This is a genomic window from Polaribacter sp., from assembly GCF_036480315.1.
Taxonomy (GTDB): Bacteria; Bacteroidota; Bacteroidia; order Flavobacteriales; family Flavobacteriaceae; genus Polaribacter.
On the sequence record NZ_JAZGGG010000066.1, the window covers coordinates 67,446 to 81,833 of the forward strand.

The window sequence follows — 14,388 nt, forward strand, 5'->3', positions numbered from 1 at the left end:
TTTTTAATGTTAAAAAAAAGACGAGTTTAAAAGTTTAGAAACAAACTAAACTACTCCACAACACTATCAATTAAAATAGTTAATAAATCTATAGCTGCTTGTGCAATTTTAGTTCCAGGACCAAATACGCCAACAGCGCCAGCATCAAATAAAAATTGATAATCTTGTGCAGGTATTACACCTCCAACAATGACCATAATATCTTCCCTTCCGTGTCTTTTTAATTCCGCAATTACTTGTGGAACTAATGTTTTATGACCTGCAGCTAAGGAAGAAATTCCTAAAATATGAACATCGTTTTCTACGGCTTGTTTTGTAGCTTCTTGTGGAGTCTGAAAAAGTGGACCAATATCTACATCAAAACCTAAATCTGCATAACCAGTGGCAACTACTTTAGCGCCTCTATCATGACCATCCTGCCCAAGTTTTGCAATCATAATTCTTGGTCGTCTTCCTTCTAAATCAGAAAACTTGTCTGCTAATTCTTTTGCTTTTTTAAAGAGGTTGTCGTCTTTTATTTCTTTACTATACACACCAGAAATTGTTTTATGAACAGCTTTATGTCTTCCGAAAACTTCTTCTAATGCATCAGAAATTTCACCTAAAGTAGCTCTGTTTTTTGCAGCTTTTACAGCTAAATCTAACAAATTACCATTTTCAGATTTTGCAGCTTCAGTCAAAGCTACTAAAGATTTTTTAACTTCAACAGAATCTCTCTCTGATTTTAGTTTTTTTAATCTTTCAATTTGAGATTTACGAACCGCTTCATTATCAACTTCTAATATATGTAATGGATCTTCTTTTTCTAATTGATATTTGTTTACACCAACAATTACATCTTGATTGCTATCAATTTTAGCTTGCTTTTTTGCAGCAGCTTCTTCAATACGCATTTTAGGGATTCCTTTCTCAATTGCTTTGGTCATTCCGCCAAGTTCCTCTACTTCTTTAATGAGTTCCCACGCTTTATTAGCAATATCTTCTGTTAATTTTTCTAAATGATAACTTCCAGCCCAAGGATCAACTGTTTTTGTAATGTAAGTTTCTTCTTGTAAGTATATTTGAGTGTTTCTAGCAATTCTTGCAGAAAAATCTGTTGGCAATGCAATTGCTTCATCCAATGCATTTGTATGTAAACTTTGTGTGCCGCCAAAAGCAGCAGCCATTGCTTCTATGGTTGTTCTAGCAACATTATTAAAAGGATCTTGTTCCGTTAAAGACCAACCACTTGTTTGACTATGTGTTCTTAATGCTAATGATTTTTTATTTTTAGGATTGAATTTTTTTACAATTTTAGCCCATAACATTCTTGCGGCTCTTAACTTTGCAATTTCTGTAAAATGATTCATGCCAATTGCCCAAAAGAAAGACAATCTTGGGGCAAAAGAATCGATATCCATTCCTGCTTCTATTCCTTTTTTAATATATTCTAATCCATCTGCAAGCGTATACGCTAATTCTATTTCTGCAGTTGCACCCGCTTCTTGCATGTGGTAACCAGAAATTGAAATTGAATTGTATTTTGGCATATTTTTACTGGTATATTTAAAAATATCAGCAATTATTTTCATGGAAGGAGCTGGAGGATAGATATAAGTATTTCTAACCATAAACTCTTTTAGAATGTCATTTTGTATGGTTCCAGAAAGTTGTTCTGCAGAAACGCCTTGTTCTTCCGCTGCAACAATGTAAAAAGCTAGAATAGGTAAAACGGCTCCATTCATGGTCATTGAAACAGACATTTTATCTAACGGAATTTGGTCAAACAATATCTTCATGTCTTCTACTGAATCAATTGCAACACCAGCTTTACCAACATCTCCTTGCACGCGTTCATGGTCAGAATCATAACCTCTATGTGTTGCTAAATCAAAAGCAACGGAAAGTCCTTTTTGGCCAGCTTCTAAATTTCTTCTATAAAAAGCATTACTTTCTTCTGCTGTAGAAAAACCCGCATATTGTCTAATAGTCCAAGGCCTTCTAACATACATAGTAGAGTATGGTCCACGTAGATTGGGTGCAATACCAGCAATAAAATTTTCGTGTAAAAAAGTTACTTTTGGTTTAGTATTGCTATCCTTTAATTTTATATGTTGAACCTCTTTTCTATTCATTTTCAGGTTTCGTATCTAATTTCATTAAATCATACAATTTATTACTTAAGTTTTTTATTTCTTTTTCTTTTTTCTTAATTGAGAAATAGTTTTTAGAGATAAATATTAAACAAAAAATTCCTAAAAGAATAATAGTTCCTCTAAAAAAATCTACACTATTTCCAAAGAATTGGTAAAATCTATCTTCAAATAAATAAAGTGCTAAAAATGTAAAAAAAATAAAACCTACAATATAAGTCGGCATCTTTTTCTTAATACTTTCTACTTCTTTTTTTAATACTTTTTGCTGTGCCTGTTGTTTAACTATTTCGTGGGCTTTACTGTCCATATTCTTTTATTTATCTTTTTTCTAACTCTAATCTTTCTTTTTCTGAATTTTCAGAAATTCGATTTTTGATTATAGGTGGAATTAAGGTTTTTATATTTCGTTGTTTAACAAACGGATACAGTTCTAAATTGTCTTTCATTGTATCGTTTTTATTTTGCTGTAAATTTGTACCTAAAAGAGAAATTTTGTTTTCAACTAATTGATTTTCTTCCTTAATAGCACTTTCCTTAATTTTCTTTTGAATAGTTCCTTCTTTTAACTGTTGTAAAAAACCACCACCTTTTTCTATTTGTTTAAAAATTACAAGTGCTTTTTCTGATAATTGTGCAGTTAAAGATTCTATATAATATGTCCCGTCTGCAAAATTTTGCGCGGTTGCTAATTCACTTTCTTGTTGTAAAATTAATAGCTGATTTCTTGCAATTCGTTCACCAAATTCATTTGATTTATGATACATAGCATCATAAGAAATTGTAGAAACGGTATTTGCGCTTCCTAAAATGGCACTCATATATTCAGAAGTTGTTCTTAATAAGTTTACGTTATAATCGTACAATGTTTTGTTACGCAAACTTGGCTGTACAAATAAATGAGCTTCTATATTTTCTATATTGTACTCACTTAATAATGTTTTCCAAAGAATTCTGAAGGCTCTTAATTTTGCGATTTCGAAGAAATAATTACCACCAACAGAAAATTTGAAATGAATTTTGTGCGCAATATCACCACCAAAGTGATTTAGGTATTCATTTGCATGTGCTAAAGAATAAGCTAATTGTTGTGTAATGTTTGCACCTGAATTTTGATATAAATCACCTGAAATTGAAATGCAGTTATTTGTAACTTCTACAATGTTTTCTATTTTTTTATGATCTTCTTTTAAATTGACAAACCAATTACCAATTTCGGCTAAATTACCAATTATGTCTGTTTGAAAATAGACGTTTTTTGAATTGAGAAAGTTTGATAATTCAATTTGAAATTCATCATGTAAAAAGGAAAAACTAAAGTAAATTATTGTTTTTTCAATATTTATATTTTGAAGAACTGTTTTATAATCAAATTTTGAATTTGCTTTAAATTGAATTGCATTTGCACCTCTTTTTAACGCATTTACAGCTAATGAATTTACTATTTTTTCATCATCAATAAAAATAGTTTGACAAACAGAAAATCCTTTTTTTGATACATTTACTTGTTGATGTGTTCTATCTTCAGAAGTGTAGAAAGGTTTTACAACAATATCTTCATTAGTTTTCCAAAGTAGCGTTTCATTATAATCTGCGCCTTTTAAATCTACTTGTATTTTTTGTTTCCAAGCGGTTACAGAACTTCCTTCAAACTCATTAAATAGAAAATTACTCATTATTTTTTTATGGTATCAAATTCTATAATATATATATCTTCGTTTTCTTTTTTCATTAAATACTTCTCTCTTGCAAAACGTTCTAATTGTAAAGAATCTTGTAGCTTTTTTATGGTTGCTTTATCTTCCTTTATTTTGGTTTCGTAAGTGGCAATTGCATGCTCTAAATCGTTAATTTCAGCATTAAATCTGCTATGTACAAAGTATGAGTTGTCATCCCAAAAGAACATCCAAATGAGAAAAAAAGTTAAAATAATTACATAAGTATTTGTAAAAATTTTTACTGCTTTATTGTTTCTGATTTTAATGAAAGACATATTATTTATAAGCGTTCATTAATTACGGTTCTTACAATATCTATTGCAACTGTATTGTGCTTGTCATTTGGTATTATAATATCTGCAAAATTCTTTGTTGGTTCTATAAATTGTTGATGCATAGGTTTTAGTGTGTTTTGGTAACGATTTAAAACTTCATCAATATCTCTTCCTCTTTCTGTAATATCTCTTCGAACTCTTCTTATTAAACGCTCATCAGTATCTGCATGAACAAAGATTTTAATATCGAATAAATCTCTTAATTCTTCACTATTAAAAATTAAAATACCTTCAACAATAATTACTTTTCTAGGATGTGTTTTTATGATGTCTTTTGTTCTATTGTGCGTAACAAAAGAGTAGACTGGTTGGTTTATTATTTCACCAACTTTAAGCGATTTTAGATGTTTTACAATTAAATCGAAATCGATGGCTCTTGGATGATCGAAATTAATTTTTGTTCTTTCTTCGTAAGAAAGATTATCTGTGGCTTTGTAATATGAATCTTGTGAAATTACACAGACTTCATCCGTAGGAAGATGTTTTACAATTTGATTTACAACGGTTGTTTTTCCGCTTCCAGTTCCACCAGCAATACCTATAATTAACATATAAAAATTATGAATTTTGTAAATAAAACACTAAAATACTAAAGATTTTACAAAGAATTAAAATTATTAATTTTTATATCTTTTGCTTTTAAGTCGAACATTAAATTATAGAGTCCAAAAAAGGTTCTGTTCATGTAAATAAAATGCTTGGATCCTCGACTACCATTGTAAGATTTTAATTCTGTGCTTTTAGAATAACGTTCACCGAATTCAGATATTTTATTGAAAAAAATGACATCAGAAAAATCAAAAATTTCTTCGTGAAATGGTTGCGTAAAAATAGAAAGCATTTCATGAAACATAGCTCTAAAAAAAGTGAGCTCCTCTTTACTATCGTCTTCCCTTAAAATTTCTAGTTCGTACATTTTCTCATCAAATAATTTTTCATTAGAAAGTGTTTCTTTTTTTGCTAATACAAAATAAGGATTATAAAATTCTAAAGGAATTGTTTTCATGCAACCAAAATCTAAAGCAATGAGTTCACTTTTTTCTGATATTAAAAAATTTCCAGGATGCGGATCTGCGTGTACCTTTTTTAAATTATGAATTTGGTGCATATAAAAATCCCACAAAGCTTGCCCAAGTTTATTTGCCTTTTCTTGATCTGTGTTGATGTTTGTGAATTCTGAAAGATGTATTCCGCACATCCAATCCATTGTAATTATCTGATTAGACGATAATTCCTCGTAATAATTTGGAAATTTTAAATTCGGAATTTGTTTACAAGCAGCAACAATTTCTTTGCTTTGTTGTACTTCTAAAATGTAATCTGTTTCTTCTAATAATTTATTTTGAACCTCAAGAAAATATTCATCAGACATTTTTCCTTTCATGTTAAACATTCTGATAACAAATGGTTTTAGCAAAGCTAAATCAGATTTTATACTATCAGAAACTCCTGGATATTGAATTTTAACGGCCAGATTTTTCCCATCTTTTTCTGCTTTATGAACTTGCCCAATACTAGCAGCATTGTAAGCTTTTAAGTCAAAAGAATCATAAATATCACTAGGAAACTTACCAAAACTCTTTTTAAAGGTTTTAGAAACTAATGCTTCTGAAAGTGGTGGGACAGAAAATTGTGCTAAAGAGAATTTTTCTACATAGGCTCTGGGCAAAATGCTTTTTTCCATGCTTAACATTTGTGCAACTTTAAGCGGACTTCCTTTTAAATCCTTTAAGCTGTCGTAAATATCCTCAGCGTTACTCTTGTTTAGTTTTTCTCTAGCAACTTCTTCGGAGTTAATAATTTTATCGCCATAATATTTTAAATAATTAACTCCAACTTTTGCGCCAGTTGTAACTAGTTTAGAAGCTCTTTGTATTTTAGAAATAGGAATTTTACTTGCTTTTTTCATAGTTATTTAGCATTTTTTTGAAACTTCTCTTTATAAACAAACTTCCCTAAATCTAAAGCGTTTTTAAAAAATTTATTCTCTAAAAGTTCAAAACTTGTATTGATAGATTTTTCAATTAAAATATCTGTTTTTTCAAAAGATTCAGAAGTATCGTCTAACCAGAATTTTATGGTTAAAAAAAGCTGAACCCAAGCAGATTCATTTACAAATTTTCTTTGCACTTTTTCTAACCCTTCAATAGGCAGAATACTTTCTGAAAGATCTAACTGATCTACAAATTTTATAAAATTCTTTTTTAAATCAGAAAACGTACTAAATGATTTTATTTTATTTTCACAGCCTTTTAAAGCAATTGCTACAAATGCTCTATTGAGTGTTAAGTTTTCAAAAAAAGTAAAGTAGAGACTTATTAGTTTGTTTTTTTTGTCAAAAGAGAGGAATTCTTCACTTTCATCTAAAACTTCTAGAGAGTTTTTAAAAAGCTCTTTAAAGATAGCTTTCTCAACCTTTTTAAAAGATTTAAAATACTTGTAGAAATTAGTGCTTTCAATGTTTACGATATCACAAAAACCATCAATATCTATTGGTTTTGTTTGTTGCTCAACTACAAAATCCATATAGAGCGTTAAAATGTCTAATTTAGAAACTTTTTTCTTTTTTGCCATACCTAAAGTTATACATCAAAAATACGAAACCTTTTGTAGTTTTTAGAAGAACTACTTGTATAAAACAAAAAAAACCAAGTTAAAAATTAACTTGGTCTTTTATAAAAATTGAGGGACTTTTTTTAAGCAAAAATTTTGCTTATCTTTTTCTTTCCATCTAAAAGATTTGCTTTAAAACTATCTAACGCATCAAAGATTAAATCTTGTTGATTTGCCATTAATTTAACACTACCTTTTAAAGCTTTTTGAGTTACTTTTTGCCATTGAGTAGCAATAGTGATAGTTTCTAAAACAACATCTTCTGTTGTGTTTAAAGCATAGATGTTTGCCTTCTTTACAGATGTTTTTGCTGTTTCTACAACATTAACAACCTTTTCTGTAATATTTATTTTTTTTGTACTCATGTTATAATTTTTTAAATGTTTAAAACCTAACTTATTTTAGTTAGCAGTTACTACAGTTTCTTCTTTTAAAGCTAATTTTGCTTCAGATTTCCAACCTGATAAATCATAAATTTTAGCATTAATGCCTGCATCATTTAATAATTTAGTAATGTCTTTAATTGTCATTTTAGCAATCTGTGCATAAGAAGTAATATTTAAATCGTTTAAAGATTTTTCTAATACAGGTCCAATTCCCTTAATAACTTTTAAGTCGTTTGTTACATCTGTTTTTTCAACTACTATTTTTTCAGCCACTATTTTTTTAGTTGCTGCTTTTTTAGGAGTAGTTTTTTTTGTTGCTGCTTTTTTCTTTGAAGTAGTTTTTTTCTTTTTTGTACCAGTAACTTCTTCTACTTTCTCTTTTACATCATCAATAATGTCACCTGTATAGTCTTCTATTCTTTCTTTTACATCTTCAATAGTTTCTGTAATATTCTTTTTAAGTCTAGAAGTCATTTTTTCTGCCTTCTTTACTAATTTATTATTAGAAACTTCTTTTTCAATTTTATCTTTCATTTCTTCAGCTTTTTCAACTAAAGGATTTTCAGAAATCATTTTCTTTGCATTATCTAACATTTTTGGGTCATAACCAACTAATGTTTTTAAACGATCAGTTCCGTTTTCTAATTGACCTTTTATAGATTCGGCAGTTTCAACAACCATATTAATTTGTTGTTTTGTTAACGGCTCTGCCTTCTTAATTAATTTAGAAGTTAATTTTTGCCATTTCTCTCCAGTTTTTACTGTAGTTTCAATTGCGTTGAAAGAAGCATCAATTAAATCGCTATTAATTTTTTTAACGATTGCTTTTGCTTTTCCTAATTTGTTTACTTTTTTAGACTTTTTTGTTGCCATGATATATAATTTTATGCGTTTATTTTTATTTGATACTGCAAATATAATTTGTGTGAGTTGCAAATGAGTTGCATTCTAGTTTTTGCTGAAAAAATCTAATCCTTTGTTTAAGTTTTTCCAAATTATTTCTTTAGCATTTTCTATATTGTTAAAGAAGTTGTCTTGTTGTTTTGCTGTGAAATTTAAACTGTTCTTTATAGTTTTAGAAGTGTAACTTTGAAAGTTTCCAACAGTATTTATTGTTTTTAAAGCTACTTTTTCAGTAGACTTTAATGCCAATTCGTTTAATTTTAATGTGTTTTCTTTTATATTACTTGTAGAAATTGTTTTCATCTTATTTTAGTTTTAATTACTAATTTTTGATGCAAACATAAAAAACGGAAGTTGCAAATGAGTTGCAGTGATGTTAAGTGATTATATTCTAGCTGATTGACTCTATTTCTTTAAGCAGTTTTTTTGTTTCTGGTAGTGGGGAAATACCGTATTCTTCTTCAAGAATAACCTCACATTTCATGTAAGTTTTAATAGCTTGTGGTCTATTTCCTTTTTTGATATACGCTTGCATTTGTATTCTGTAAGCGTCTTCCCAGGTATTATCTATTGAAAGTGCCTTTTGTGCTAATCGTATACTTTCCAATGGGTTTTCGTTAATCAAAATTTCTGCCAAAGCAATATAAGCACCTAAAATTAATAACTGACTTTTTTCTCTTTCTTCGGAAGTCCAGTCTTCAAAAACTCTATTTGGTAAATAAGAACCGTTGTATAAACCAATAGCGTTTTCATAAGCTTTTTTTGACAAAGAATAGTCTGTTGAAAAAGTTTGGTTGCCAATAATTATATATTTTTCTATGGCTTCTGTATCGATAAAAACCAATTCTAATTCTATTTGATAGCTTACTCCTTGTCTAGTAATATATATAGGTTCTGTCCTAGGTAGTCTGTTGGGTTCTAATACTTTATTTATTCCGTGTAATGCGACTTTAAAATCCCTATCGTTCCAATCTTCCCAAAGATGATCCATAATTTTTTCTTTATGAAGTGCATTTCGTTGACGATAAGATATTAGATACTGTAAAAGTTGAACGGTTTTATCTCTTCCCCATTCTTTAGTATCTATTTTTTGTTGATTTCTCCACAAATTAAATCCGCCTAAAGTTTGAATACGAATAATTGCATTCTCTTGAAAGGTTTCTAATTTTTGTAATTGTTGAAGTAAATCTGACATAAATAGGAATTACTTTTTTTTATTCAATTTGTCGATTTTTGCAGTCAAATTTTTCAATTCTGATGATAAATCTGTAATCTGATTTTGAATTTTATTAAAGTCAGATCTTGAGGCATTTCTCCATTGATCAATATGTACTTTATCACCAATTTCTTCACCAAAAGAACTTATTTTATCCTGAATTTCATCTTGTAAGTGTGTTAACTGTTTTTTAGGGTCCTTTAAAGTATCCCTAATTACTTTAGGGCCAAAATATTTTATGGTTTTCCACATTGAAAGACTTTTGTCTAAAATACTTTCTTGTTTTTCTGTAGATTCATGTTTTGTTGCTTCTTCTGTTAAAGCAGCTAACTTTTTCTGCATAAAAGAAAGTGCATCATTAAAATCTGTAAAACGCTCTTCTTCACCATCTTGAATGTGTGAGACTTTTCCACGCCATTGTACGGAAGATTCTCCATTTTCTTCAAAAATACGCTGATTAAAACGTACCATAAACGATGCAGTTTGTTCTTGTTTTTTTGTCATTTTTTCATTCTTTAAAGCCAGTTTCAATAATATTCTATTGACTTAATTCTAATTTAAAAAATTGATGTCCAATAAGGTCAACTTTTCCATATTTTTCTTCAATAAGGTATTTAAAATTAAGGAATCCTTATTAATAGAGTTTCCAAATTTCTTTTTTATTTCACTGTAACTCATCCTAAAATCTAAATGATTTTCAATTAAATTATTTATCATCTTTGCTCTTGCTCCTTCGTAAATTACATCAGAAGTAATCCTCTTTTTTGAATCAAATTTTTCTTTGGAACAAGAAAGTAAAATAGTAATTAGAATTCGTTTCATTTTATCCTGGTTCTTTTTCTGAACCAATCTCATATTGCAGCAAACCTTTAAAAGCATCATTTACATTGTTTCCTTCGTAGAGAACTTTGTATATTTCTTCAGTTATTGGCATATCTATTTTATACTCTTTTGCAAGTTCCATAACAACTTTTGTTGTTTTTACACCTTCTGCAACTTCATTCATTTCATTAATAATTTGCTCCAAGCTTTTTCCTTGTCCTATTTGAAAGCCAACATGATGATTTCTACTTTTAGAACTAGAGCAAGTAGCAACTAAATCTCCCATACCTGCTAATCCAGAAAAAGTACTCTTTTTTCCTCCCATTGCAATTCCTAATCTAGTGAGTTCAGCTAATCCTCTAGTAATTAAAGCAGAACGTGTGTTGTCCCCTGCGTTTGCTCCATCTCCCATTCCTGTAGCAATTGCATAAATGTTTTTTAGTGCACCACCAAGTTCGCAGCCAATAACATCATTATTTGTGTAGACTCTAAATAAACCAGAACTAAAAACAGTTTGTAATTTTTTAGCAATTGTATTATCTACCATTGCAATTACTGCCGCTGCTGCTTTACCAAAATGAATTTCCTTTGCTAAATTTGGCCCAGTTAAAACACCTGTAGGATGACCAGGCATTATTTCTTCAATAATTTCTGTCATTCTCATCTTAGTACTAATTTCTAACCCTTTTGCAAGATTAATAATTGGTACCCAAGGTCTAATGTGTGGTTTTGCTTCCTCTAAAACTTTACGCAAACTTTGAGAGGGAACACCCATAACAATAACATCTGCATTTTCAACAGTATCTTTTATTGAATTAGATGCTATTAAAGATTTAGTGAGTTTTGCGTTCGGTAAATATTTCTCATTGGTATGGAACTCATTAATTTCATTAACTGCTTTTGGGTTTCTGGCCCAGATAATTGTTGGAGTATTTTTTGCTGTTAATGATGCAACTGTTGTTCCCCAAGAACCACCACCAAGTAATCCTACTTTAAGTTTCATAAGCATTTTTATTTTATTAGTTTTCTAACTCTTTTAAGAACAGGGTTCTTACTTCATCTACATAAGTGTCTATGTTTTTAGGTTTCCATTCAGAAGTATCTACTGGATCTAAAACAACTACTTCTATATGTGTAGGTTTAAAAACAGAGCTTCCTTTTGGCATTGCCATATATGCGTTTTTTATTACTATTGGAATTATTGGTACACCGGCTTTCATAGCTAAATGAAATGCACCTTTTTTAAATTTACCTAAAGTTTTACTACCACTTCTTGTTCCTTCAGGAGCAATTGCTACTGAAGTTCCGTTTTTAAGTGTATCTGCTGCATTTTTCATTGAAGCTAATGCTTTCTTTTTATCAGATCTATCAATGAAGATTGCGCCCATTGCTTTAAATATTGGCCCAAAAGGAGTCATTTCCAATTCTTTTTTAGCAATTCCAGTAACATCTTTTCTTAATAATTTTAAAATGATGAAAAAATCTGCAGACGATTGGTGATTAAAACAAAAAACGGCAGGTCTAAAATCTTCTAAATTATTTTTACCTTTTACAGCAATATCTAACCCAGCAAATTTAGTTCCTAAATCTCCAATGCTAGAAATGGTTGTATTAACTCCTTCTTTACGAGACATGGTTATTGCTGCTTTTGCAATACCTTTTATTGCTGAAGGATATAAACTTGCACCAGCCAATGCTGTTCTTACACTGTTAATAATTGGTTTCTTTTGAGTTTGCTTAAAGCGAAGAATTGGCCAATTGCTTTCAAATGCAATTTGAGACAATCGACTATCTGGATTTGTTGCTACCGGATTACCAACAATTTCTAATAACGGGTAATCATCTACGCTATCTGTGTAAAAGAAACTTTTTGATAAATCTACATTATTCGTTTTTGCGAATTTTCTTCCAGCTTTTGCTTTTCCTTCAGACCAACACATTTCATTTATTGAACCAGTAAATTTTCCTTTTCTAACTTCCATTTCTGTACAGAAAATATCTTTAAGGCCTAATTCATTGGCAATTGGCGTAATTTGATAACGAGTTGCTGCAGAAATAATAACAACTTGATGTCCTTTATCTATATGAGATTGAATCAATGCTCTAGATTCTGGGTAAATTGTAGTTGCCAAATGATTTTTAAAAACTTCTTCGCCTAAATCGTAAAAATCCTTTTCTTTAATGCCTTTTACACCAGATGCAGATATTTTTGTTAATGTTTCAAAATCTCTGTTACCAGCTGCATATATTAATATTGTTGCAAATTGAGAAAGTAATTCTTTTGTAGTAGACTTACCACTTAATAATCTAGATTGTAAGAATTTTTTTGCTGAAAAATCATTAATTAAAGTTCTGTCTAAATCAAAAAAGGCAGCAATATGAGGTCCTTCTTCTTGTTTTTCTATTTGTTTAGAAACACTATTTATTTCTGAACCAGGAACAATTTCTGATTCAATTTGATTACTTTTTTGATTGCTTTTTTTATTGATTACAATTTCTAGCTTTCTTAAATAATTAAGACGTTCTGTTAGATTGTCTAACAAATTCATCCAAATATCTAATTCTTTAAAGTTTATTTTTTTATCAATAGGAGTAAAGTTGCTGTTTTTTGCTAATCTTAATGCGCTAACCAAAAATGGTTTAGAAACACTGTCTAATCTACTAATTCTAGATTGCCAATGTAATTCTTTTCCTTTAAAAAGGCATAGTTCTATAAAATCACTATCATTGAAATCATCTTCTAAATCCCAAGTATGTAATGTGTGGCAAACTACTTTATTTGCTTCTAGATAAATTTGCAGCAATGCTTTAGAAACAAATAATTCTTGTTTAGATAATAGTTTGTCTATATTTCCTTCAGGATCACTAATTATGTTTCTCCAGTTTTTGTCAAACAATTCTAATTCAGCTTCAATTTCGCTACTAAACTTTGGTTTATTAGTGTAGAAGAATTCAAACTTAAATAAGTTTCTTAAACGCATTATTTCGTTCCAAAATGATAAAATTCTATCTGTTTTTTCGTCTTTAATTTTCACCAAAGCCATTTCAATAAAAGCTCTATGGTATAGATGACCAGAAGCCATATTTGCGTAATAAGTTGCTGTTAAGAATTCGTTTTGAGTTAAACTATATTGTGTTTTATAACCTGCTTTATTTTTTTGAACTATGTTAGCACTTTTTAATAAATTTAGTGCTTTTTGTACGGTAACTGCAATGCTATACCCTCTATCAATTAGAACATCTTCTTTTCGTTGTTCTATATAGTTCATCAACTTTAAAACACTAAATTCTAATTCTTTTTTTGTGAGGGCAAAACTACTTAAAAGAACATTGCAGACTAAAGAGACTGTAGTTACCGGTGTTATCATATTTGCTTTATGAATCAACTCAAAAGCAAAACGAGGCAATGTGTTTTTATCTTTGTAACTATCTTCTTCAATATCTGGAATAATAGCATTTTTATGAGCACTATCATCTACAGGGTCACCAAACCGAATGGCTGCTCTACCAAATTGATTTCCTAATTTTTTAAAGTATTTTACAAAAGTTAGTACGTTTTCAGAGCCTTTTTCCTTTCCTTTTCCTTCCTCCATCATTTCTTTTACATCCGGAATTAAATCATACACTATAGAAACTGGTATGTATTTAATGTCTTTGGTGCTTTGTTTTTCACCTTCTAGAATGTATTTTAGAATTCCCATTTTAGGGTAGACAATTTTTCCTGTTCTAGAGCGAGTTCCTTCAATGTTCCATGTAAGATGATCTCCGTTTTCAATTAAACAAGCGATGTAGTGCCTTAATGCCGTTTTGTAAATTTTATCGTCTTTAAAACTTCTTCTAATAAAAATTAAACCCGACTTTTTTCCAATTTGTTTTAAGCCAGGGAAAGCTAAATTAATTCCTCCAAAAGAAAAAGGAATTGGCATTCCGTAACGAGCTAATGTACTTACTAAAACAACTGTATCTAAATATGTTTTATGTGTTAAAATGAATGCAACAGAGTTTTGTCGCATAATTTTCATTAGCTTTTTTATTTCTTGAGGATCAATATCAATTTTATCATCATATGCTTTAGATAGCAAGTATTGAAACCCTTTTACAGACATCATATTTGCGATAGGATGTTGTTGAGAATATAATTCTTCTATACATTTTGCGGCAGTATTTTGAACTTCAGAAACATCTAATTTTAGCTCTAATGCTATCTCTTTTAGGTTTTTTTGAAATTCAGAATGCTGAATAATATTTTGCATATTGTGCTCC

General features: G+C 29.6%; 15 protein-coding genes. All 15 read right to left on the minus strand.

Features of this window, described 5'->3' with window-relative positions; translation table 11 throughout:
• Positions 1-50: 50 nt before the first annotated feature.
• The gene (gene scpA / locus V3V28_RS14080) at positions 51-2,114 is read right to left on the minus strand and encodes a methylmalonyl-CoA mutase (RefSeq protein WP_331365652.1); all 2,064 of its coding nucleotides are present in this window, start codon (positions 2,112-2,114) and stop codon (positions 51-53) included.
• Entirely contained in the window at positions 2,107-2,442 is a 336-nt protein-coding gene (locus tag V3V28_RS14085) for a hypothetical protein (protein ID WP_331365653.1), read from the minus strand. Before V3V28_RS14085 ends, scpA begins: the two co-directional genes overlap by 8 nt.
• A 10-nt stretch (positions 2,443-2,452) precedes the next feature.
• Complete coding sequence (locus V3V28_RS14090) at positions 2,453-3,808, minus strand: methylmalonyl-CoA mutase subunit beta (RefSeq protein ID WP_331365654.1); 1,356 nt, start codon at positions 3,806-3,808, stop codon at positions 2,453-2,455.
• Positions 3,808-4,125 (minus strand): FtsB family cell division protein, encoded by a 318-nt coding sequence (locus V3V28_RS14095; protein ID WP_331365655.1) that lies wholly within the window; start codon positions 4,123-4,125, stop codon positions 3,808-3,810. The genes V3V28_RS14090 and V3V28_RS14095 overlap by 1 nt, the downstream gene beginning before the upstream one ends.
• Positions 4,126-4,130: 5 nt before the next feature.
• Positions 4,131-4,736 carry a uridine kinase gene (udk, locus tag V3V28_RS14100; RefSeq protein WP_331365656.1) on the minus strand — a complete coding sequence of 202 codons (606 nt, stop codon included), beginning with the start codon at positions 4,734-4,736 and terminating at the stop codon, positions 4,131-4,133.
• 47 nt (positions 4,737-4,783) lie between these two features.
• The gene (locus tag V3V28_RS14105; RefSeq protein WP_331365657.1) at positions 4,784-6,094 is read right to left on the minus strand and encodes an ABC1 kinase family protein; all 1,311 of its coding nucleotides are present in this window, start codon (positions 6,092-6,094) and stop codon (positions 4,784-4,786) included.
• A 2-nt stretch (positions 6,095-6,096) separates the two neighbouring features.
• Entirely contained in the window at positions 6,097-6,759 is a 663-nt protein-coding gene (locus tag V3V28_RS14110; protein ID WP_331365658.1) for a TetR family transcriptional regulator C-terminal domain-containing protein, read from the minus strand.
• Between the two features lie 122 nt (positions 6,760-6,881).
• Positions 6,882-7,163 (minus strand): hypothetical protein, encoded by a 282-nt coding sequence (locus V3V28_RS14115; protein ID WP_331365659.1) that lies wholly within the window; start codon positions 7,161-7,163, stop codon positions 6,882-6,884.
• 36 nt (positions 7,164-7,199) lie between these two features.
• Positions 7,200-8,057, minus strand: a complete 858-nt coding sequence (locus V3V28_RS14120) for a hypothetical protein (RefSeq protein ID WP_331365660.1) — start codon at positions 8,055-8,057, stop codon at positions 7,200-7,202.
• A 75-nt stretch (positions 8,058-8,132) separates the two neighbouring features.
• On the minus strand, positions 8,133-8,390 hold the full coding sequence (locus V3V28_RS14125) for a hypothetical protein (RefSeq protein WP_331365661.1): 258 nt from the start codon (positions 8,388-8,390) through the stop codon (positions 8,133-8,135).
• Between the two features lie 88 nt (positions 8,391-8,478).
• Positions 8,479-9,282 (minus strand): bacterial transcriptional activator domain-containing protein, encoded by an 804-nt coding sequence (locus tag V3V28_RS14130; RefSeq protein WP_331365662.1) that lies wholly within the window; start codon positions 9,280-9,282, stop codon positions 8,479-8,481.
• Between the two features lie 9 nt (positions 9,283-9,291).
• A complete protein-coding gene (locus tag V3V28_RS14135; protein WP_331365663.1) occupies positions 9,292-9,807 on the minus strand; it encodes a hypothetical protein in 516 nt (171 codons plus the stop codon).
• Positions 9,808-9,855: 48 nt separating this feature from the next.
• Positions 9,856-10,125 (minus strand): hypothetical protein, encoded by a 270-nt coding sequence (locus V3V28_RS14140; RefSeq protein WP_331365664.1) that lies wholly within the window; start codon positions 10,123-10,125, stop codon positions 9,856-9,858.
• Between the two features lies 1 nt (position 10,126).
• Entirely contained in the window at positions 10,127-11,128 is a 1,002-nt protein-coding gene (locus V3V28_RS14145; protein ID WP_331365665.1) for an NAD(P)H-dependent glycerol-3-phosphate dehydrogenase, read from the minus strand.
• A gap of 16 nt (positions 11,129-11,144) precedes the next feature.
• On the minus strand, positions 11,145-14,378 hold the full coding sequence (locus V3V28_RS14150; protein ID WP_331365666.1) for an HAD-IB family hydrolase: 3,234 nt from the start codon (positions 14,376-14,378) through the stop codon (positions 11,145-11,147).
• Between the last annotated feature and the right edge of the window lie 10 nt (positions 14,379-14,388).